Raw genomic sequence first — 21,112 nt, forward strand, 5'->3', positions numbered from 1 at the left:
CGTCCGTCGCTACAGCCGCTGGATGATCGTCCCCGTCGCCAGGCCGCCGCCCGCGCACATGGTGACCAGGGCGAACTCCTTGTCCGTGCGCTCCAGTTCGTGCAGGGCGGTGGTGATGAGGCGGGCGCCGGTGGCCCCCACCGGGTGGCCGAGGGCGATCGCGCCGCCGTTGACGTTGACCTTGTCCAGGTTCTGCTCGAAGACCCGGGCCCAGCTGAGCACCACCGACGCGAACGCCTCGTTGATCTCGACGAGGTCGATGTCCCGGAGGGTCATGCCGGCCTTGCCGAGCACCGCGCGGGTCGCGTCGATGGGGCCGTCGAGGTGGAAGTGCGGGTCGGCGCCGACCAGGGCCTGGGCGACGATCCGGGCCCGGGGGCGGAGCTTGAGGGCGCGGACCATCCGCTTCGACGCCCACATGATGGCGGCGGCGCCGTCCGAGATCTGGGAGGAGTTGCCCGCCGTGTGCACAGCCGTCGGCATCACCGGCTTCAGGCCCGCCAGCGCCTCCGCCGACGTGTCCCGCAGCCCCTCGTCCTTGTCGACCAGGCGCCACATGCCCTGCCCGGCGTGCTGCTCCTCCTCCGTCGTCGGCACCTGGACGGCGAAGGTCTCGCGCTTGAAGCGTTCCTCGGCCCAGGCGTGCGCCGCCCGCTCCTGCGAGAGCAGGCCAAGGGCGTCGACGTCCTCCCTGGTCAGGCCCCGGTGGCGGGCGATGCGCTCGGCGGCCTCGAACTGGTTGGGCAGGTCGACGTTCCACTCGTCGGGGAAGGGCTTGCCCGGCCCGTGCTTGGAGCCGGAGCCCAGCGGCACCCGGGACATCGCCTCGACCCCGCAGCTGATCCCCACGTCGATGACCCCGGCGGCGATCATGTTGGCGGTCATGTGCGAGGCCTGCTGCGAGGAGCCGCACTGGCAGTCGACGGTGGTGGCCGCGGTCTCGTACGGCAGCCCCATGGTCAGCCAGGCGGTACGCGCGGGGTTCATGGACTGCTCGCCGGCGTGGGTCACCGTGCCGCCGACGATCTGCTCGACCGCGTCGGCGGGGATGCCGGTGCGGCCGAGGAGTTCACGGTAGGTCTCGCCCAGGAGGTAGGCGGGATGCAGGTTGGCGAGCGCGCCGCCGCGCTTGCCGATGGGGGTGCGTACGGCTTCGACGATCACGGGTTCCGCGGCCATGGGGGCTCGGTCCTCTCCTCGGTCACCCGCGCGGCGCAGGGGCGTCCCGGCCCGGCCCGCCACGCAGAACTAGAACGCGTACTAGTTCTGGGTGCAGTCTGCTGACAGGCCGTCCACAACCGCAAGAGGGGTGCATGCAATTGGGGTGACCGTGCCCCTTGCGAGTTGTAGAACCCGTTATTACCTTCACGACAACCGGCATTTCTGATGGTCCGTCAGAACGGCTGTCGGAACGACCGCCGGAACACCGACACATCCAGGTTCGTACACGGTGGGAGTGAGTCGCCATGCCCTGTCCCGCGCTGCCCGACGGGTTCGACCTCACCGACCCCGATCTGCTCCGTCACCGGGTGCCGCTCCCGGAGTTCGCAGCCCTGCGCCAGGCCGAACCGGTCCGCTGGATCGAACAGCCGCACGGCCTCGCCGGCTTCGCGGACGACGGCTACTGGGCCGTCACCCGGCACGCGGACGTCAAGTACGTCTCCACGCACCCCGAGCTCTTCTCCTCCTGGCTCAACACGGCGATCATCCGCTTCGGCGAGCACATGCAGCGCGACGCCATCGACGCCCAGCGGCTGATCCTGCTCAACATGGACCCGCCGGAGCACACCCGGGTCCGCCAGATCATCCAGCGCGGTTTCACACCGCGGTCGATCCGGGCCCTGGAGGAGCGCCTGCGCACCCGCGCCGGGGCGATCGTCGAGGCGGCGCGCGCCCACACGGGCCCCTTCGACTTCGTCACCGAGGTCGCCTGCGAGCTTCCCCTCCAGGCGATCGCGGAACTGATCGGCATCCCGCAGGACGACCGGGCCAAGATCTTCGACTGGTCCAACAAGATGATCTCGTACGACGACCCGGAGTACGCGATCACCGAGGAGGTGGGCGCCGAGTCCGCCACCGAGCTGATCGCCTACGCGATGAACATGGCGGCCGACCGCAAGCAGTGCCCCGCCAAGGACATCGTCTCCACGCTGGTCGCCGCCGAGGACGAGGGCAACCTCAACTCCGACGAGTTCGGCTTCTTCGTGCTGATGCTCGCGGTGGCCGGCAACGAGACCACCCGGAACGCCATCACCCACGGCATGCACGCCTTCCTGACCCACCCCGAGGCCTGGGACCTCTACAAGCGCGAGCGCCCGGCGACCGCGGCCGAGGAGATCGTCCGCTGGGCCACGCCGGTCAACTCCTTCCAGCGCACCGCCACCCAGGACACCGAGCTGGGGGGCAAGCTGATCCGCAAGGGCGACCGGGTCGGCGTCTTCTACGCCTCCGCCAACCACGACCCCGAGGTCTTCGCCGACCCCGACGCCTTCGACATCACCCGCGACCCCAACCCCCACCTCGGCTTCGGGGGCGGCGGCCCCCACTACTGCCTCGGCAAGTCCCTGGCCGTCCTCGAAATCGACCTGATCTTCAACGCGATCGCCGACGCGATGCCGAACCTGCGCCTGACCGGCGACCCGGACCGGCTCCGCTCGGCCTGGATCAACGGCGTGAAACACCTGCAGGTCACCACGGCGTAGACCGCCCCGGACCCCAGGCACGCCGCACGTCACCCCTCCGACCCGGGCCGACGGCTCCCGGCGCCGCCGGCCCGTCCCGAGGGAGGCAGGAGCACCCCTCCCTACGCCCCGTTCCTGCCTCCCCCGAGACGCCGGTCACCGTCCCGTCCCTTCCGGCGGTGTCCGGACACGCGTCGGCACCCTCGCCCAGGAGAGGGGGGCGAGGGTGCCGGGGTTCAAAGGCGCGCGGCGCCGGGGATCAGCGGCGGGTGCGCGGCTCGGCCGCGATTGACCGCGGGTCGGCCGGCTCAGTACCAGCCGTTGGCCTGCCAGAAGCTCCAGGCGGCGGCCGGGCTGCCGTAGCGGGAGTTCATGTAGTCCAGACCCCACTTGATCTGGGTGGCGGGGTTGGTCTTCCAGTCGGAGCCTGCGGACGCCATCTTGGCGCCGGGCAGGGCCTGGACCAGGCCGTAGGCGCCGGAGGAGGAGTTGGTGGCGGAGGGGTTCCAGCCGCTCTCGTGCGAGACGATCTTGCTGAACGCGTTGAACTGCGTGGCGTCCGGAATCATCTTGTGCGCGATCGCCTGGGCGGAGGAGGCCGACGTGGTGGCGGCCTGGGCGGGCGCCGCGGTCAGGGCCATGCCGGCGGCGGCAGCGGCCACGGCGGCGGTGGTGAGGGCCTTCTTCGGGGAAGCGATGCGGCGGATGAAGGACACGGACACGGAGAACCTCGTTCGTCGGGGACAGGGAGTCGCCGTGTGCTCCGGAACCACCCGTGGGGGCGGTCCGTGTGCGTCGGCGCCGCGGCCCGCTGTGGGCTCGTGGCGCCTGGCGACGTCGTCCAGACAAGCAGGCCGGAAAGCCGTCCGCAATCACCCCTTTTACTAGTGGTGGTCGCATAGGAGGGTTTGGTCCGTTGTGTGGCGTGGCTCTCGAACCGCAGGTCATCGAGGGTGTCAAAACGGACATAGTGGAAGAGTCCGACTACTGTTCCGGATCGTAGGTGACGTGCGTCATGTGGGGCGCTTCACCGCTCACGTCACCGGGCGCGTACGGCGCCTCACGTCCCGGGACCGTCGAATGTGACCGCGGTCTCGAAAGCGGCCCGCCTGGTGGCCCGGCGCAGCGCCCGCAGCAGCGCCGGACCGAGCAAGAGGGTGAGGACGACCGTGCACAGGGCCCGGCCCAGGTTCCAGCCCATGGCGGTGGCCAGACTGTAGGCGAGGAAACGGGCCAGGTTGGCGGCGGGCCCGGCGTGCGGGTCGAAGGCGAGGTTCGAGGCGTTGCCGGCCAGCAGCGGCCAGCCGGCCAGGTCGACGACCAGGCCGTAGGCGAACGCGGCCAAAAAGCCGTAGCCCGCCAGCAGCGCCAGCTCACCGCGGCCGCGCAGCCGTCCGGCGCCCGGCAGTAGCCCGGCCCCCATCGTGAACCAGCCCATCGCCAGCATCTGGAACGGCAGCCATGGCCCCACCCCGCCGGTGAGCAGCGCCGACGCGAACATGGTCAGCGAGCCCAGGGTGAACCCGAAGCCCGGCCCGAGCACCCGTCCGCTCAGCACCATCAGGAAGAACATCGGCTCGATCCCGGCGGTCCCGGCACCGACCGGCCGCAGCGTCGCCCCGGTCGCGGCCAGCACGCCCAGCATCGCGACCGCCTTGGGACCGAGCCCCGACTCGGCGATCGTCGCCGCGAGCACGGCGACCAGCAGCACCAGCAGGCCCGCGAAGAGCCAGGGCGCGTCCTGGGCGTGCGAGGCGATCCGCGAGGAGGGCGGCGCGAGGAACGGCCAGCCGACGGCGACCACCCCGACCACGCTGACGAGGAGCAGAGCGACGAGGGAGCGGGGGCCGAGCCGCACCGGGCCGTTCACGCCAGGGCCTCGCGGACCTGGGCCACGGTGAGCCACCGCTCGGGCGCGAGGACCTTCGTCACCTGCGGCGCGAAGGACGGCGAGGAGACGACGATCTCCTCGGTCGGCCCGTCCGCGATGACCTCGCCCTCCGCGAGCAGCACCACCCGGTGCGCGAGCTCCGCGGCCAGCTCCACGTCGTGCGTGGCCAGCACGATCGCGTGCCCGTCGGCGGCGAGCCCGCGCAACACGCCCACCAGCCGGGCCTTCGCCGCGTAGTCCAGGCCCCGGGTCGGCTCGTCGAGCAGGAGCAGCGGCGGCCGGGCCGTGAGGACGACGGCCAGCGCGAGGGCGAGCCGCTGCCCCTCGGAGAGATCACGGGGGTGCGTGTCGTCCGCCACCCCGGGCAGCAGACCGGACACCAGCCCGCAGCAGGTCCCCTGCTCCGCCCCCGCGTCCCGGTCGGCGGCCGCGCACTCGGCACCGACCGTGTCGGCGTACAGCAGGTCACGGGGTTCCTGCGGGACCAGCCCGACGAGGCGCACGAGGTCGCGCGGGCGGGTGCGGTGCGGGACCGCGCCGCCGACCCGCACCGTGCCGGAACCCGGCTCGACGAGCCCGACCAGCGCGTTGAGCAGCGTGGACTTCCCGGCGCCGTTGCGCCCCATCAGGGCGACGGTCTCCCCGGCGGCGACGGTGAGACCGACGCCCCGCAGCGCGTCGACCCGGCCCCGGCGGACGCCGAGGGAGCGGACCTCGGCGAGGGGAGCCGCCGGGGCGGCCACGGGGCTCGCGGGCCGCTGCGCCGGGACCCGCCTGCCGAGGCGCTCCCGCAGCCCGGTCGCCGCCGCCCGGCGCCGGGCGTCCCGCACGGTCATCGGCAGCGGCGACCACCCGGCCAGCCGCCCCAGCTCCACCACCGGCGGACACACCGGCGACACGGCCATCACCTCGGCGGGCGTCCCGCACACCGGCGCGGCCCCGTCCCCCGGGAGCAGCACGACCCGGTCGGCGTACTGCACGACCCGCTCCAGCCGGTGCTCGGCCAGCAGCACCGTCGTGCCCAGGTCGTGCACCAGCCGCTGGAGCACGGCCAGCACCTCCTCGGCGGCGGCGGGATCGAGGGCGGAGGTCGGCTCGTCGAGCACCAGGACCGCGGGGTGCGGGGTGAGCACCGACCCGATCGCGACCCGCTGCCGCTGCCCGCCCGAGAGCGTGGCGATCGCCCGGTCCCGCAGCTCGGCGAGCCCCAGCAGGTCGAGGGTCTCCTCCACCCGCCGCCGCATCACGGCCGGGGCGATCCCCAGCGACTCCATCCCGTAGGCGAGTTCGTCCTCCACCGTGTCGGTCACGAAGTGGGCGAGCGGATCCTGCCCCACCGTGCCCACCACATCGGCGAGTTCACGCGGCCGGTGGGTCCGGGTGTCCCGGCCGGCGACCGTCACCCGGCCGCGCAGGGTGCCGCCGGTGAAGTGCGGCACGAGCCCGCTCACGGAGTTCAGGACCGTCGACTTCCCAGTCCCGGACGGGCCCACCAGCAGGACGAGTTCCCCTTCCGGCACCTCGAAGTCGACGCCCCGCACCGCGGGTCGGGCGGCACCCTCGTACGTCACGGACACGTCCTCGAAACGGATCACGACGACTCCTCCTCGGGACCGCCGGGACCCTCGGGAACGATCAGGGCGGGCAGCAGGCCGAGCAGCACGGCGGCCGCGGGCCACAACGGAAGCGTGGGGGCGACCAGCGGTACGACACCGGGCTGCAGGGCGGCCGGGTCGCGGACGGACGCCAGGGTGAGCAGGGCGGCGACGGCGGCGCCCGCCCCGGACACCAGCCAGGCCCGCGCGTCCCACGGGTCCGGCCGGTACCGGGTGCGCGGCGAACGCCGGCCACCGAGCCGCAGCCCCGCCAGCGCGGCGGCCACCCCGGCCAGCAGGAGGGGCAGCCCGTAGCCGCCGCCCTCGGTGGTGAGCAGCCCGTACAGCCCCGCGCAGACGCCGAGCAGACCGCCGAGGGTCAGCCCGGCCGTCGTACGGCGGACCCGGGCCGGGACGTCGGCGCTGCGGCCGTACCCGCGCGCGTCCATCGCGGCGGCGAGGGCGACCGACCGCTCCAACGCGCCCTCCAGGACCGGGAGTGCGACCTGGAGCAGGCCGCGGATGCCGGAGTCGGGACGGCCGCGCAGCCGCCGGGCGGCCCGCAGCCGTTGCACGTCGGTGACGAGGTGCGGTGCGAAGGTGAGCGCGACGACGACGGCCACGCCCAGTTCGTACAGGGCACCGGGCAGGGACTTGAGCAGCCGGGCCGGGTTGGCGAGCGCGTTCGCGGCACCGACGCAGATGAGGAGGGTGGCGATCCGGAGCCCGTCGTAGAGGGCGAAGACGAGTGCCTCCGCGGTGACCCGGCCGCCGAGGCGGATGCCCTGGGCCCAGTGCGGGAGCGGGACTTCGGGGAGGGTGACGAGGGTGTGCGCGCCGGGGACGGGGGAGCCGAGGACGACGGTGAACGCGAGGCGCACGAGCAGGACGGCGAGACCGAGCCGCGCGAACGCCGCGTAGGAGCGGGCCCAGGGGGCGGTCCGGCTGCGGCAGGCGGCCACGACGTAGGCGGTGACCGCGATGAGCAGCCCGAGGAGAAGCGGGTTGCTCGTCCGCGACGCCCCGACCCCCATCGAGAGCGACCAGAGCCACCAGGCACCGGGATGCAGCGCGCGGGCGCGCGGCGGCCGGCCCGGGGGCAGGGCCGCTCGCCCACGCCTGCGGGGCGCCGCCTGCGCCCACCCTCCCCCACGCTCGGCTTCGCTCGCGCGGGGGGACCCCCATCTCCCCATCGGCACGACCGCCCGCAGACTGAGCAGGGGGCCGCAGCGCCCCTTCAGGGGCGCGGGGAACTGCGCGAAGACCCCCCACCGGCTTGCGGTGGTGCGGCTGCCGGCGGCGGGGGCGTGCCCCGTCAGGGGCGCGGGGAACTGCGCGGAGGCCCCCCACCGGCTTGCGGTGGTGCGGCTGCCGGCGGCGGGGGCGTGCCCTGTCAGGGGCGCGGGGAACTGCGCGGAGAACCCCCACCGGCCCGCGGTGTCAGGCATGTCGGTGCCGCCGTGTCTGCCAGAAGGCTCCCGTGGCGAGGAGCGCGACCACCGCCACGCCGGCCGCCAGGCCAAGCGACGGGCCGCCGCCAGACGACGAACCCCCGGCCCCCGCCGTCACCTTCTCTCCGCAGCCCCGCGACGGATACCCCCCGATCGCGCACAACAACGCGTTCGTGTCGTACCGCAGCGGCTTCGCCACCGCCGCCAGCGCCTCCGCCGTCGTCGCGTCCCCGGGCACCACCGCGCAGGCCGTCCGCCGCGCCGGCGGCTTCTCTCCCGGGGGTGCGTCCGCCGCCGTACCGAAGTCGACGACCAGGGCCACCCGTTTGCGGCCCCCGACGGCTGCGGTGTCCGCGCAGATCGTCCCGAAGTCCGCCGTGCCGCGCGGCCGCGACGCGTCCGCCGAGTCCGCGCTCACCGCGAAGCGGAAACCCTCGACCGAACCGTCGGCGGGCTGCGCGGTCGAGGGGCCCTGCGTGGCGTACGTCCAGTGCGCGCCGTCCCGCTCCCAGAAGGACCAGTAGCGGTAGCCGGTCGCCGCCGCCGGCCCGGCGGCGGCCGTCGCGCACAGCGTCAGCGCGGCCAGCAACAGCAGCGCCGCACGGCGGCCCGCGGTCACAGCTGCTGCTTCCGCCGGCCGCTGAACAGGAAGCCGATGCCGATACCGGCGACGAGCCCGGTGCCGACGATCCACCACACGCTGTTGCCCGACTTCTTCCCCTCGGCGTGCTTCCCGCCCTGCTTCGCGGCGGCGGCCTGCGGGGCCGGTCCGGTCGCGTTCAGCGCCGTCACCAGGTTCGTACCGCCGAAGTCGCGCGGGTCCGCGCCCATCGCGTGTGCGGCGAGGACCAGTTCGGCGTAGGCCGCGGGTCCGCTCTGCTCCGCCCACGGCGCGGCGTGCGCCTCCAGCCAGGCGTACGGCTTCTGCGCCTGCCCGGTCCAGCCCTGCGCGGCCAGGGCGACAACGGCGTCGGCGGTGTTTCCGAAGTCCGGCTGCGGTGAGGCGCCGGGGAGCGTGGAGACGAGGTGGCCGCTCCTGGACATGGCGTCCGCCAGGTACGCGGCACCGTTGCGGGCCACCTCCTCCCGCGTGGGCGTCTTGCCGGAGGTGGCGCAGGCGGGGGCCTTCGCCGGGGCCTTCCCGGCCGTCGTCACGAACCCCTTGCCGAGGGCCCCGAGCACCCCGGCCGCGGTCGCGTCCGCGTTGGCGGTCAGCTTCCCCTGCTTGTCCGGCTGGTAGGCGAGGGCACCGCCACCGTCCTTGCCGCACGCGAGGGACCACTTGGCGAGGAGGTCGTACGGCGACCTCTGCGCGCTCTCGCCGGCCGCCGCGAGCGCCCCGATGACCACGCCGGTGGAGTTGGTGTCGCTGGGCGAGCCCGGGGCGTAGCCCCAGCCGCCGTCCTTGTTCTGCTGCGACTTCAGCCAGCTCACGGCCTTGTCCGCGGCGGCGTCGTGCCCGCCGACCGCTTTCAGGGCCTGTACGGCGGCGGCGGTGCTGTTCGTGTCGACCGTCACCTTGGCGTCACAGGCCGACGTCGGCTCCGCGCGGAACGCGGCGAACGCGCCGTTCGCGCACTGCTGCCCCGCCAGCCAGTCCACCGCCTTCACGGCAGGGGTCACCCCCACCGCGCGCTGCGCCAGCAGGGCGAGGGACTGGCGCCAGACGCCGTCGAACTTGGGGTCCGCACCGCCGTACAGCCCCGACGGCAGCACCGCCGACGTGGACGGCGACGGGCTGCCGGCGGCCAGCGCGGTCGTCGCGGGCGTGGCGGTACCGATGACAGCGGTGGCGGCCAGCACTCCGGCGGCGCGGCGGAGGACGGTCATGGTCGGCGGGTGCCTCTCCCTGCGGGGAGCCGGGCAGCAGGGGAGACCCCGGCGGCTCGGCTCCGTAAACCTCGACGGTGCCGTGCGACGACGGGTGCCGGCGCACATGAGCCGATCAACGTCCCGGCCGCGGCGGTCCGGCTTGCCACGGGTGGGTGGCTCACGGTTGCGGGTCAGCGCCGGAATTGCACCGGCTTCCCCCCGTACGGGTGATGACGACCCGGCTACTTTACCGGCCGCCCGGGAGAAGCTGAGAGGGGGCTGTGCGGGGACCAGTTCGTTATGGTCATGCCATGACGGGGAGACTGCTCGGTTCGGGGCGTTCGGCCGACGTGTACGAGCTCGACGGGGCCTGGGTACTGCGCCGGGACCGGGACGGCTGGGGGGACGCGGCCGCCGAGGGCGCGGTGATGACGTACGTACGCGAGCACGGGTACCCGGCGCCCCGGGTGCGGCCGACCGGGTCCCGTACCGAACTGGTCATGGAGCGGCTGTCCGGGCCGACCATGCTGGCGGCGCTGCTGGCGGGGGAGACGGACGCGGCGGAGGGCGGTGCGCTGCTCGCCTCGCTGCTGCGGCGGCTGCACGCCGTGCCCGGCCGGGACCCGGCCGACCCCGGCGCCCGGGTCCTCCACCTCGACCTGCACCCCGACAACGTGATGGTGACCCCTGACGGCCCCCGGGTCATCGACTGGAGCAACGCCGAGGACGGCCCGCCCGGACTCGACTGGGGCATGTCCGCGGTGATCCTCGCCCAAGCGGCCCTCGGCGCGTACCCGCCGGCCCACGACATGCTGACGGCCCTGCTCGCCGATCCCGGCGAGCTGACCGAGGAGGGGCTGACGGAAGCCCTGCGCCGCCGGGCGGCCAATCCGACGATGAGCAGGGACGAGGTCGAACTGCTCGGTGCGGCTGAGCAGTTGATACGGTCGCTCGCCTTCTAGCCTTCCGGCGCCGCGTCCGCGGACTCCCCTCGCGTGAAACCGTGGCTCCGCTCCACTTTCGCCACGTGCAGGGTGTAGCTCTCGTACCACTCGGCCCGCCCGCGCTTCTGTGCCGCGCGGTGCTCGGCGTCGGTCCGCCACCGGGTGAGCGCCTCGGCGTCGCGGAAGTACCCGACGGTGATGCCCAGCCCGCCCGGCGTCTGCGCGTGGTCCATCCCCAGATAACCGGGGATGTCCTTCACCAGGTCCTCCATCCGCGCGTTGGTCTCGCTGTAGCCGCTCTGCTCCTGGGTCCGCACCGTGGTGAAGACAGCGACGTAGTAAGGGGGTTCGTAGGCCTCGACGGGCGCGACAGCGGCTTCCGGGTGATTGCTCATGGCGGCACCGTAGGGCGGGACGCGTCCGGCGATCCAGCGCCTTTCCCGAACGGGATGCCGGCAGCGCCCGGAGGGGCGCTGGGGGCACCCCCGGCCGAAGACCGGGGGAGGACTGCGCGACCGGCCACGACGGCACCGCGGTCGGCGGACGTCGGATCGCGGCACTTCCAGCGGACCGCTCAGGCCGCGTCCGCGAGCGGGGCGATCTCCGCCGACAGGTGGTGGGCCATGCGGCGCAGTGCGTCGTCGCAGGCGTCCGGGGTCTCGCCGACCGCCACCCAGTGGGCCAGCCGGTCGGCGGCGGTGGCCTGCGGGCCCGCGGTGACGTGGTTGCCGGTGTGCTGGGTCAGGAGCATGCGCTCGGCGCCCGGCTCGTGGGCCGCGTCGGAGGAGAGGTCCAGGCGGTCGAGGCGGCCGGTGGCGGCCGGGTAGGCGAACTGGATCGCGGCCGCCCGCTGCCGGGTGGGCGTCGTGTCGGGCACCTCGCCGGTGGCGAGGGCCGCCGCGGCCTGGGCGAGGTCGACGCCGGTGGCCCGCTTGACGAGGAGCGGGATCAGGTCGCCCGGCAGATGCGGGGCGGCGTCGGTGACCCGCGGGCCGCGGTCGGTGAGGGTGAGGCCGATGTGCAGGACACCCCGGTCGACGCCGAGGGCGTGCACGGTGCGGTCGACGGCCAGACGCAGGAAACGGTTGTGCAGCAGGCCGTCGTGGGCGTGCACGGTGTGCCTCAGCGGCTGCCGGGCGGGCGCCGGGCCCAGGGTCGTACGGGTGATGGCGGCGATGCGGATCTCGCCGTCGAGGACGACCGTCTCGGCCGAGACGCGGGGCGCGGCGGGCCCGCCGGGGTCGCCGGTGGGAACGGTGCAGGCGGCCAGCAGCGCGCGCAGGGCGGGCGGGTCGGTACAGGCTTCGGCCGTGGCGAGGGAGGGGCCGGGCAGCCCCAACTGCCCGGCGATCCTCGCGGCGGCGACCGCGTACTCGCCCGAGAAGGTCAGCACGCCGCGGACCCGGTGCCGGGCCGCGAACCGCACCACCGCCGACGCTGTCGCGCCGCCTTTGCCGGGGTCCGCCGCGAGGTGACCGGCCAGGCACGGCTGTGCCCAGGCGGGCGGCGCGGCGTCCACCAGCAGCACCGGGCGGGCCGCGGCGATGCGCGTCAGCACGAACTCGTCGTACGCGCACCGGTGTCCGGCACCGAGGAGCAGCACGGGCTGCGGCATCGGCTCGCCTCACTTCCGGGGAGGAGGCGGGGCGGCTGGTCGCCCCGGATGCCGCTCCCCCATCGGCGGCACCCGGGGCGGGTCGGTTCGACCGTGGCCTGGTGGGGTGATCCTTTCCTGTCAGCCCGTCATATGTCAACAATTGCTGCCCTCTTGGGCAGGGGTTCTTGTCATGTCTGGTGGCCGGGACCGGTGATTCGATAGCCTCGCGTCTGTCCGGCCCCGCTCGGCCGGCCGACCGATCACGCGCGTCCAGGGGGACCTTGGTGAGTGACGCCCATGCCCCGCTGACCGGCGTACTGGAACGGCTCGGAGAGCTGACCGGCCGTCCGGGACGCCTGGCCGAGGTGCTGGACGTTGCCGACCTGTCGTACCGCACCGGCATCCCGGTCGGTGTGGTCGCCGAACTTCTGGCAGGTGGCGCCGCGCCCGAGACGGGGCTCGCCGAACGGGTCCGGCAGCGGCTCGACTTCATCCGCGAGAACCGGCGCCGCCCGGACGGCAAGCGGTACTCGCTGGGCGAGCTCGCGGCGATCGCCGGCACCAGCAGGCAGTGGCTGAGCGAGTGGCGCAAGAGCGGCTTGCCGAGCCTCGAGCACACCGACCGGCTGCGGCGGTTCTTCGGCCTCCCGCCCGGTTTCTTCACCGCCGACGAGCCCGAGGCGCTGTACGAGGCGCTCCAGCCGGTGCTCCAGGGTCTGGAGGCCCGGGCCGACCCGCTCTCCCGCCTCCGCGAAAGCGGCCTGGTCCGCCTCGCGGCCCGCGCCCCCCAGATGAACCCCCGCCAGCTGGCCACCCTCGCCGACCTGGCGGAGATGCTCATCACCGCCGAGGGCGCGGTCAGCTGAGGTGCGGGCGGCCGCGCTTCAGCCGCTCGCCAAAGGGGTCGGCCCGCCGAACGGCAGCACCAGGGACCGGGAGGCCAGCAGCCATCGGCCGTCGAGGCACCGGAACCGGTCCTCGTAGTGACCGACCTGGACGGGCGGCCCGGCCGGGACCGTTCCCCCGTCGTGACCGTCGACCCGGTACGTCTGGAAGTACGACGTCGCGGTCGCCGTGTCCGGTCCCGTCACCGTGACGAGGATGTTGGACATCACGCGCCGGGAGAGGCGGCCCGGCGGCCGGGAGCCGAAGTACGCGGCGAGCGCGGCCCGCCCGTCGGCCCGCCGCCCGTCCCCGGGCGGCGGCCACTCCCACCAGCCGTCCTCGGTGAACAACTCGGCGACGGACGAGGGTTCGCCCAGGTCGAGGCGGCGGACGAAGTCGATGACGAGACGCTCGCAGGCGTGTTCGGCGAGGAGTCGCTGCACGGGGTCCATGAGATTGTCTAACAGCCGGGGGCGTCGGCTGCCGAACGATTTACACCGCCACGTACGTGACCGGTTACACCGCCACGTACGTGACCGGTTACACCGCCACGTACGTGACCGGCTCGCTCCCCGCCACCGCTTCCGCGCGGCCCTGCTTCACCAGGCGGCGCAGATGGGCCTCGGCCTCCGAGACGGCGATGTTGCGGGAGCCGTAGGGGATCTGGTCCCACGGGCGGTTCCACTCCATCCGCACCGCCAGCTGCCAGGGCGTGAGCGGCTGCTGGAGGAGGGAGAGCAGGTCGGCGAGGCGTTCCTCGTGGTGGGCCAGGAGTGCGCGTACCCGTGCCGGTGCGTCGGTGAAGGTGTGCTGGTGGGCCGGGAGGACCTCGGCGGGGGCGAGGCGGCCGACGCGTTCCAGGGAGTCGAGGTAGTCCCCGAGGGGGTCGGTCACGGTCGCGTCGTCGGGGTCCTCGTAGAGGCCGATGTGCGGGGTGATCTCGGGCAGGAGGTGGTCGCCGGAGAACAGGCGTCCGTGGCCCTGCAGTTGGCCGGGGTGCTCCTCTTCCAGGTGCAGGCAGACATGGCCGGGGGTGTGCCCGGGCGTCCAGACGGCGCGCAGCCGGCGGCCCGGGAGGTCGAGGAGTTCGCCGGGGAGGATCTCGCGGTCGGGGAGGGCGGGGGCCAGGCCGGGCGGGGTGCTGCGGCGAGGTCCGCCGCGCAGCGGCGCCACGTGCTCGTCCGGCGCCCCGGCGGCCGTCAGCTTCGCCGCCATGTACGTGAACCACCGCTCAGGCCGGGTCTCCCGGGCCCGCCGCACGATCGCCGCGTCGGCCGCGTGCATCGCGATCCAGGCCCCGGACGCCTCGCGTACCTTCCCCGACAGGCCGTGGTGGTCGGGATGGTGGTGTGTGATGACGACCCCGTGCACCTCGCCGACGTCCGTACCGCACGCCTCCAGCCCCGCCACCAGCACGTCCCACGACCCGGGGTCGTCCCACCCGGTGTCGACCAGCACCGGCCCCCGGTCGGTGTCCATCACGTACACCAGCGTGTGGCCGAGCGGATTGTCCGGGATGGGTACCGCGACCGACCGCACACCCCCGCCGAGATCCCGCACCGCGACCCCCGGCCGCACCTCCGCCGACTCGCCCAGACCGTCCGTCATCAGCCTTCCTCCGCCCCCGCCCGGTCCCGCCGGCCCCACGGCCACTGCCCACTATAACGAGAACTGATGAAGCGTCAGACAGCCGGTGGGCGAAGTTCACTTGGCGACGCTCCGGCCTGCGGCGGCGTAAAACGGTTTGCCGCCCGCGGGTCCGGCCGGATAGGAAGCACGCATGCTCACAGGCAGCACGGTCGGGCTCCGGGCCCGGCACGAAGAGGACATCCCGGTCCTGCGGGCCGAGCTCTACGACGACGTGGTCTACTCCTCGCTGGCCGACAGCGACCCGTGGCGGCCGGTACCGCCGGGGTCGAAGGACTCACGGCTCACGGTGGACCACAAGGACGACGCGAGCGTCAGGTTCTCCGTGGTGGAGCTGGCGGGCGGCACGCTGGTCGGCACCGCCACGCTCTGGGGCATCGACACCCACAACCGCCTCGCGCACATCGGACTGGGCCTGCTGCCGTCCGCCCGCGGCCAGGGCTACGGCACCGACGCGGTCGCGGTCCTGTGCCACTACGGCTTCGTCGTCCGCGGCCTGCGCCGCCTGCAGATCGAGACCCTGTCCGGCAACGCGGCGATGCTGCGTGCCGCCGAGCGCAACGGCTTCGTCCGCGAGGGCGTGCTGCGCTCCTCCGCCTGGCTGATGGGCGAGTTCGTGGACGAGGTGCTGCTCGGACTCCTCGCCGACGAGTGGCAGCCGGCCTCGAAGGCGTAGGTCCCGACCTGGGCCCTGACCCGGGCCCAGGTCCGTGTGTGGGCCTGTCGCGCGCACGCGCCGGCGGTGAACGGGCGGCCGCGATAATTCCGTGCCGCCCTCCCGCACGAATGGCACAGTTGCCGGACATGGTGACTCCCCCGGTTCTGCGACAGATCGCCCGCACCCGCCGCTTCACCCTCGGCGCACCCGCCCGTCTCACCGTGGCGCCCGACGGCGCCCGTGTCCTGTTCCTGCGGAGCCGGGCCGGCGACGACCCGGTCGGGTGCCTGTGGACGCTCGACCCGGCGACCGGCGCGGAACGACTGCTCGCCGACCCCGCCGGACTGCTCGGCGACGCGGCCGACGAGGTGCCCGAGGAGGAGCGCATCCGGCGCGAGCGCGCCCGGCAGCAGGGCGCCGGGATCACCGACTACGCCACCGACGCGGCCGTTCGGACGGCCGCGTTCGCGCTCTCCGGACAACTGTGGTCGGTGGACACGGTCTCCGGCGCCGTACGGCGACTGCCCGCCCGGCAGCCGGTGGTGGACCCGCGCCCGTCCCCGGACGGCCGGCACGTCGCCTACGTCTGCGGCGGCGCGCTCCGGGTGATCGGTGCCGACGGCGGCGGCGACCGGGCGGTGGCCGCGCCCGATCCGGCCGAGGGCCCGGACGTCTTCTTCGGCCTGCCGGAGCACGTGGCGGGCGAGTCGATGGGCCGCCACCGGGCGTACTGGTGGGCACCGGACGGGGAGCGGCTGCTGACCACCCGGGTGGACAACCGCCCGGTCGGGCTCTGGTACCTCGCCGATCCGGCCGACCCCGCCAAGCCGCCGCGCACGATGCGGTACCCGCGGGTCGGTACCGCCAACGCCGACGTCACGCTCTGGATCGCCGATCTGGAGGGCCACCGCACCGAGGTCCGCTGGGACCGGGCCGCCTTCGAGTACCTGCCCGCGGCCGGCTGGGACGGGCACGGCCCGTTCGCCGCCGTCCTCAGCCGCGACCAGCGCACGCTCCGGGTGCTGGCCGTCGACGCGGAAAGCGGTGCGACCGGCCTCCTGGCCGAGCGGCGCGACGAGCGCTGGGTGGAGCTGCTGGTGCCCGGCGTGCCCGCGCGGACGGCCGGCGGCCGGCTCGTCGATTACCTCGACCGGGACGACACGCGGCACCTGAGCATCGACGGCACGCCGGTCACGCCGGCCGGCCTGCAACTGCACGAGGTGCTCGCGGTGGACGGGGAGACGGTGTTCTTCACGGCGGCCGCGGAACCCACGGAGCGCCACGTGTGGAGCTACCGTCCGGGCCAGGGCGTGCTCCGGTTGACCGAGCAGCCGGGCGTGCACTCCGGCGCGTTCGGCGGCGGCACGTTCGTCCGCGTCACGCGCACCCCGGAGCTGCCCGGCTCGCGCACCACCGTGCACCGGCTGACCCCGGACGGCCTGCCGGAGCCGGACGGCCCCGCCCCCGTCGGGATCGGCTCGTACGCCCAGCGACCGCTGCTGCGACTGCGCGCCGAGTCCGCCGTCGTCGGGCCGCGCGAACTGCGCACCCGCCTCTTCCTGCCGTCCTGGCACCGGGCCGGTGACGCCCCGCTGCCGGTGCTGGTCGACCCCTACGGCGGCCCCGCCATGCAGAAGGTGCTGGCCGAACAGGCCTCGCACGCCTTCGTCTCGCAGTGGTTCGCCGAACAGGGCTTCGCGGTGCTGGTGACGGACGGTGCCGGTACGCCCGGCCGCGGGCCGCGCTGGGAGAAGGAGATCTTCGGCGACCTGATCGGCCCGACCCTGGACGACCAGGTCGCCGCGCTGCACGCGACGGCCGGGCGCCACCCGGAGCTGGACCTCGGCCGGGTCGGGATCCGCGGCTGGTCGTTCGGCGGGATCCTGGCCGCCGCCGCGGTGCTGCGCAGGCCCGACGTCTTCCACGCCGCGGTGTCCGGCGCCCCGCTCACCGACCAGCGGCTCTACGACGCCTGCTGGAAGGAGCGCTTCCTCGGCCCGCCCGACCTCTACCCGGAGCACTACGAGCGGTCCTCGCTGCTCGCCGACGCGCCGAAGCTCAGCCGTCCGCTGCTGCTGGTGCACGGGCTGGCGGACGACAACGTCTTCGTGGCCGGCACGCTGCGGTTCTCCAGTGCCCTGCTGGCCGCCGGGAAGCCGCACGAGGTGCTGCCGCTGAGCGGGACGACCCACGCCGCCCCGACCGACGACACCTTCGCCCGGCTGCTGGGCCACCAACTGGACTTCCTCCGCCGCCACTTGACCGGCTGACCGGACTCGGTGCCCGGCCCGGCGCGCACATCGGTCCTCTCGGGGGCGTCAAAAGTGCTGGTGGGAGCCTATTCGGCCCTGCCCCTGGCTTAGTTCAACTAGAACTGGTATCAGTTCTGAGACATCGTCAGGAAGGGTGGCGGGGCGCCATGACCGAGTTCCTGGAACACGGACAGCTTTTCATCGGCGGGGAGTTGACCGACCCCCTGGGCAAGGACGTCATCGAGGTGGTCTCTCCGCATACCGAGGAGGTCTTCGGGCGGGTGCCGCATGCCTCGCGGGCGGACGTGGACCGGGCGGTGGCGGTGGCGCGGCGGGCCTTCGACGAGGGGCCCTGGCCGCGGATGACGCTCGACGAGCGGATCGAGGTCGTCACCCGCATCAAGGACGCGATCGCCGTGCGGCACGAGGAGATCGCCCGGGTGATCTCCTCCGAGAACGGCTCGCCGTTCTCCTGGAGCGTCCTCGCGCAGGCGCTCGGCGCGATGATGGTGTGGGACGCGGCGATCAGGGTCGCGCGTGACTTCACGTACGAGGAGACCCGCGACGGGGTGCTCGGGAAGATCCTCGTGCGGCGGGAGCCGGTCGGGGTGGTGGCGGCCGTGGTGCCGTGGAACGTGCCCCAGTTCGTGGCCGCCGCCAAGCTCGCCCCGGCGCTGCTCACCGGCTGCACGGTGGTGCTGAAGCCGTCCCCGGAGTCGCCGCTGGACGCCTACATCCTCGGCGAGATCACGAAGGAGGCCGGGCTCCCGGACGGTGTGCTCTCCATCCTTCCGGCGGACCACGAGGTGAGCGAGTACCTGGTCTCGCACCCGGGCGTCGACAAGGTCTCCTTCACCGGATCGGTCGCGGCCGGCAAGCGCGTGATGGAGGTCGCCTCGCGGAACCTCACCCGGGTGACCCTGGAACTCGGCGGCAAGTCGGCCGCCGTCGTGCTGCCGGACGCGGACGTGGCCATCGCCGTCGCCGGCATCGTCCCGGCGGCCTGGATGAACAACGGCCAGGCGTGCGTCGCCCAGACCCGCATCCTCGTCCCGCGCTCGCGCTACGACGAGTTCGCCGACGCCTTCGCGGCCGCGGCGAGCGCCCTGAAGGTCGGCGACCCGCTGGACCCGGCCACCCAGGTGGGCCCGCTGGTCGCCCGCCGTCAGCAGCAGCGGAACCTGGACTACATCCGCATCGGCCAGGAGGAGGGCGCCAAGATCCTCACCGGTGGCGGACGGCCGCCGGGTCTGGAGAAGGGCTGGTACGTCGAGCCCACCCTCTTCGGCGACGTCGACAACTCCATGCGGATCGCCCGCGAGGAGATCTTCGGCCCGGTGATCTGCCTGCTCCCCTACGGCGACGAGTCCGAGGCGCTGAAGATCGCGAACGACTCGGACTACGGCCTGAGCGGCAGCGTCTGGACGGCGGACGTGGCGCACGGCATCGAGGTCGCGCGGCAGGTCCGTACCGGGACCTACTCGGTGAACACCTTCAGCCTCGACATGCTGGGGCCGTTCGGCGGCTACAAGAACTCCGGCCTGGGGCGGGAGTTCGGGCCGGAGGGGTACGGCGAGTTCCTCGAACACAAGATGATCCACCTCCCGGCCGGCTGGGAGGGGTGAGCGCGCATGGGGGACCGCTGGCACGTCGAGGTCGACCGATCGATCTGCATCGGCTCGGCCCAGTGCGTCCACCGCGCCACCGGGGCCTTCCGCCTCGACTCCGCCATGCAGTCGCACCCCGTGGACCCGGAGACGGACGCCAGCGGAAGGGTCCTCGACGCGGCGGAGAACTGCCCGGTGGAGGCGATCACGATCACCCTGCTGGACAGCGGGGAGCCGGTGTTCCCGCCGGAGGACTGAGCGAGCCGGAAGGGGGCTAGCCGGCCTGCAGGACCGCGAACAGGGAGCGGACGCGGGTGCCGTCCGGCTGTTCCCAGGCGCCGGTGACGTGCCCGACCGCACCGTCGGGCGCCGTCGAACCGGCGGTCAGCACGCGCCGCAGCCGCAGCACCAGGCCGCCGTCCGGCACCGCGAACTCGGTGCCGTCGTCGGTGTCGACGGGGGCGCCGAGGCGGGGCACCGGGCCCGCACCGGCGTAGGACCGCGCGACCTCGCGGTCGGGGGTGTCGGTGATGCTCTGCGCCTGGGCCTGGGCGCGGCCCTCGATCAGGGCGAGCAGTGCGGCGGTCAGGACCGGGTCGTGGCAGCCGTCGTAGGCCCAGCGGGTGCCGAGGACGCCGTGCTCCATGGTGCCGACGAGCGCGTGCTCGGCGCCGGGCAGCGGGGCGCCGCGGTAGGTGAGCGGTACGAGGTGGGCCGTCGAGCCGCCGGTGACGATCATGAACTCGATCCCGACCTCGCCCGCCGGGTCGTCCAGCCGGAAGCCGCCGGCCTTCGCCAACTCCGGTGCGGCCGGGCCGTGGTACCAGGGGCGGGTGGGGAGCCAGTCGGCGAGGAGTTCGACCTTGGTGGGCTTGAGGGTGGTGCGGTGGATGAGTGCCATGGGGGGATTCTGCGGTCGGGCGGCGCCGCCTCGCCAGGTGGTTTCCGCGCCCGATCGCCGCACCTAACCAGAAAAGTCCAAAAAATCCATCTTTGGGGGTTCTCTTCTGCTCCAGGCGTTCTATTCTGGAATCAGCCTACGAGGCGAGTGAGGGAGTCCGAGCGGAGTAGCCGACTCAGGCGTGACGCAGATGCATACGCATCCGCCAGTGCCGACGTCGACGCTCGGGCTGAGAGGCCGGAAGGCAGCAGTAAGGCCGGACGGCGACCCCCAGCACCTGATCCGGACCATGCCGGCGAAGGGAACCCGTCTCGTAGGTCTTCGCATGCCCGGCGGCGCCTACGGCTTCACGGCTTCTCCCGCGGCCCCTGTGGCTTCACCTGTGGTTTCTCCTCCGGCTCCGTCAGGTCGATCAGGCGGCACACCGTCTCGATGTCGATCTTCACCTGGGCGATCGAGGCGCGCCCCGAGAGCCAGGTGATCAGCGCCGAGTGCCAGGTGTGCTCGATCACCCGGACGGCGGACAGCTGGGCCGGGGTGGGGTCGGCCAGGCCCATCGCGTCCAGGATGATCGCCGTCGTCTGCCGGGAGACCTGGTCCACCTCCGGGGAGACGCTGCGGTCGGCGAAGGTGAGGGCGCGGACCATCGCGTCGGCCAGGTGCGGCTCGCGCTGGAGGGCGCGGAAGGCCCGCATCAGGGTCTCGGCGACCCGCTCCGACGCCGTCTCGCCCGCCGGCGGTTTCTTCCGCAGCGTGCCGTGCATGTGTTCCAGCTGGTCCTGCATGGTCGCGACCAGCAGGTGCACCTTGGACGGAAAGTAGCGGTAGAGCGTGCCCAGGGCCACCTGGGAGGACTCGGCCACCTCCCGCATCTGCACTGCGTCGAAACCGCCCCGGCTGGCCAGCTGGGCGCTCGCGTGCAGGATCCGGCGGCGCCGGGCCTCCTGCCGCTCGGTGAGCGGCGGGGTGGCCGATCTGGCGCCGATGTCCACCTTGGCTTCCGCAGGCATGGGTCCCGTCCGTGACAATCGGTGAGGGCAGTGCTCAGGGCGAGTGATCAGACAGCATGGCAGGGGTTCCCGCCGTGGCGCGAATCACCCGATCCACTGCTCACTCCGCCCCTACCTGCCGGTAGATTCAGAGCCTCTTGAACGATCAAGTCTGAAACTTGTTCTAGATTAGCGTCCCGGC

At 73.5% G+C, this 21,112-nt stretch carries 20 protein-coding genes and 2 riboswitches; of the genes, 7 read left to right on the plus strand and 13 right to left on the minus strand.

The window, feature by feature from the left end:
• Positions 1 to 9: 9 nt before the first annotated feature.
• Positions 10 to 1,179, minus strand: coding sequence for a steroid 3-ketoacyl-CoA thiolase (locus JF597_RS23120; protein WP_293997833.1), 1,170 nt, complete (start codon positions 1,177 to 1,179; stop codon positions 10 to 12).
• 287 nt (positions 1,180 to 1,466) lie between these two features.
• Between JF597_RS23120 and JF597_RS23125 the strand changes: the two genes are divergently transcribed.
• Positions 1,467 to 2,702 carry a cytochrome P450 gene (locus tag JF597_RS23125; RefSeq protein WP_293997835.1) on the plus strand — a complete coding sequence of 412 codons (1,236 nt, stop codon included), beginning with the start codon at positions 1,467 to 1,469 and terminating at the stop codon, positions 2,700 to 2,702.
• 287 nt (positions 2,703 to 2,989) lie between these two features.
• Here JF597_RS23125 and JF597_RS23130 read toward each other — a convergent pair whose 3' ends face one another.
• The 6 genes from JF597_RS23130 to JF597_RS23155 all read right to left on the minus strand — a co-directional run bounded on the left by JF597_RS23130 (position 2,990) and on the right by JF597_RS23155 (position 9,448).
• Positions 2,990 to 3,403 (minus strand): transglycosylase SLT domain-containing protein, encoded by a 414-nt coding sequence (locus tag JF597_RS23130; RefSeq protein ID WP_293997838.1) that lies wholly within the window; start codon positions 3,401 to 3,403, stop codon positions 2,990 to 2,992.
• A gap of 338 nt (positions 3,404 to 3,741) precedes the next feature.
• Complete coding sequence (locus JF597_RS23135; RefSeq protein WP_293997841.1) at positions 3,742 to 4,551, minus strand: ECF transporter S component; 810 nt, start codon at positions 4,549 to 4,551, stop codon at positions 3,742 to 3,744.
• A complete protein-coding gene (locus JF597_RS23140) occupies positions 4,548 to 6,167 on the minus strand; it encodes an ABC transporter ATP-binding protein (RefSeq protein ID WP_293997844.1) in 1,620 nt (539 codons plus the stop codon). Before JF597_RS23140 ends, JF597_RS23135 begins: the two co-directional genes overlap by 4 nt.
• Positions 6,164 to 7,201, minus strand: a complete 1,038-nt coding sequence (locus tag JF597_RS23145) for a CbiQ family ECF transporter T component (protein ID WP_293998017.1) — start codon at positions 7,199 to 7,201, stop codon at positions 6,164 to 6,166. The genes JF597_RS23140 and JF597_RS23145 overlap by 4 nt, the downstream gene beginning before the upstream one ends.
• Before the next feature lie 406 nt (positions 7,202 to 7,607).
• A complete protein-coding gene (locus JF597_RS23150) occupies positions 7,608 to 8,237 on the minus strand; it encodes an SCO2322 family protein (protein WP_293997846.1) in 630 nt (209 codons plus the stop codon).
• A complete protein-coding gene (locus JF597_RS23155) occupies positions 8,234 to 9,448 on the minus strand; it encodes a prenyltransferase/squalene oxidase repeat-containing protein (RefSeq protein ID WP_293997848.1) in 1,215 nt (404 codons plus the stop codon). Before JF597_RS23155 ends, JF597_RS23150 begins: the two co-directional genes overlap by 4 nt.
• Positions 9,449 to 9,561: 113 nt before the next feature.
• Positions 9,562 to 9,704: riboswitch (cobalamin riboswitch) on the minus strand.
• Between the two features lie 37 nt (positions 9,705 to 9,741).
• Here JF597_RS23155 and JF597_RS23160 point away from each other — a divergent pair.
• Positions 9,742 to 10,392 carry a phosphotransferase gene (locus JF597_RS23160; RefSeq protein WP_293997851.1) on the plus strand — a complete coding sequence of 217 codons (651 nt, stop codon included), beginning with the start codon at positions 9,742 to 9,744 and terminating at the stop codon, positions 10,390 to 10,392.
• Here JF597_RS23160 and JF597_RS23165 read toward each other — a convergent pair.
• Both JF597_RS23165 and JF597_RS23170 read right to left on the minus strand, forming a co-directional pair.
• A complete protein-coding gene (locus JF597_RS23165) occupies positions 10,389 to 10,769 on the minus strand; it encodes an antibiotic biosynthesis monooxygenase (protein ID WP_293997854.1) in 381 nt (126 codons plus the stop codon). The two genes, JF597_RS23160 and JF597_RS23165, sit on opposite strands and share 4 nt — an antisense overlap.
• Positions 10,770 to 10,948: 179 nt before the next feature.
• Positions 10,949 to 11,989 carry a hypothetical protein gene (locus JF597_RS23170; protein WP_293997857.1) on the minus strand — a complete coding sequence of 347 codons (1,041 nt, stop codon included), beginning with the start codon at positions 11,987 to 11,989 and terminating at the stop codon, positions 10,949 to 10,951.
• Between the two features lie 266 nt (positions 11,990 to 12,255).
• On the opposite strand from JF597_RS23170, the gene JF597_RS23175 reads away from it, so the two are divergent.
• Positions 12,256 to 12,837 (plus strand): XRE family transcriptional regulator, encoded by a 582-nt coding sequence (locus tag JF597_RS23175; RefSeq protein WP_293997860.1) that lies wholly within the window; start codon positions 12,256 to 12,258, stop codon positions 12,835 to 12,837.
• A gap of 18 nt (positions 12,838 to 12,855) precedes the next feature.
• Here JF597_RS23175 and JF597_RS23180 read toward each other — a convergent pair whose 3' ends face one another.
• Positions 12,856 to 13,308: a nuclear transport factor 2 family protein gene (locus JF597_RS23180; RefSeq protein WP_293997863.1), complete on the minus strand. Its 453-nt coding sequence runs from the start codon at positions 13,306 to 13,308 to the stop codon at positions 12,856 to 12,858.
• A gap of 88 nt (positions 13,309 to 13,396) precedes the next feature.
• Complete coding sequence (locus JF597_RS23185) at positions 13,397 to 14,464, minus strand: MBL fold metallo-hydrolase (RefSeq protein ID WP_293997866.1); 1,068 nt, start codon at positions 14,462 to 14,464, stop codon at positions 13,397 to 13,399.
• 172 nt (positions 14,465 to 14,636) lie between these two features.
• Here JF597_RS23185 and JF597_RS23190 point away from each other — a divergent pair, with 172 nt between their 5' ends.
• From JF597_RS23190 to JF597_RS23205, 4 genes are all read left to right on the plus strand, one after another.
• Positions 14,637 to 15,179: a GNAT family protein gene (locus tag JF597_RS23190; RefSeq protein ID WP_293997869.1), complete on the plus strand. Its 543-nt coding sequence runs from the start codon at positions 14,637 to 14,639 to the stop codon at positions 15,177 to 15,179.
• Between the two features lie 128 nt (positions 15,180 to 15,307).
• Positions 15,308 to 17,431 carry a prolyl oligopeptidase family serine peptidase gene (locus tag JF597_RS23195; RefSeq protein WP_293997872.1) on the plus strand — a complete coding sequence of 708 codons (2,124 nt, stop codon included), beginning with the start codon at positions 15,308 to 15,310 and terminating at the stop codon, positions 17,429 to 17,431.
• A gap of 149 nt (positions 17,432 to 17,580) precedes the next feature.
• On the plus strand, positions 17,581 to 19,038 hold the full coding sequence (locus tag JF597_RS23200) for an aldehyde dehydrogenase (RefSeq protein WP_293997875.1): 1,458 nt from the start codon (positions 17,581 to 17,583) through the stop codon (positions 19,036 to 19,038).
• Positions 19,039 to 19,044: 6 nt separating this feature from the next.
• Entirely contained in the window at positions 19,045 to 19,278 is a 234-nt protein-coding gene (locus JF597_RS23205; protein WP_293997878.1) for a ferredoxin, read from the plus strand.
• 16 nt (positions 19,279 to 19,294) lie between these two features.
• On the opposite strand, the gene JF597_RS23210 is transcribed toward JF597_RS23205, so the two are convergent.
• On the minus strand, positions 19,295 to 19,921 hold the full coding sequence (locus JF597_RS23210; protein ID WP_293997881.1) for a 1,4-alpha-glucan branching protein: 627 nt from the start codon (positions 19,919 to 19,921) through the stop codon (positions 19,295 to 19,297).
• A 139-nt stretch (positions 19,922 to 20,060) separates the two neighbouring features.
• A riboswitch (TPP riboswitch) is annotated at positions 20,061 to 20,242 on the plus strand.
• A gap of 26 nt (positions 20,243 to 20,268) precedes the next feature.
• Complete coding sequence (locus JF597_RS23215; RefSeq protein WP_293997884.1) at positions 20,269 to 20,931, minus strand: TetR family transcriptional regulator; 663 nt, start codon at positions 20,929 to 20,931, stop codon at positions 20,269 to 20,271.
• Positions 20,932 to 21,112 lie beyond the last annotated feature (181 nt).

The sequence above is a fragment of the Streptomyces sp. genome (genome assembly GCF_019510245.1).
In the GTDB taxonomy this organism is placed as follows: domain Bacteria; phylum Actinomycetota; class Actinomycetes; order Streptomycetales; family Streptomycetaceae; genus Streptomyces.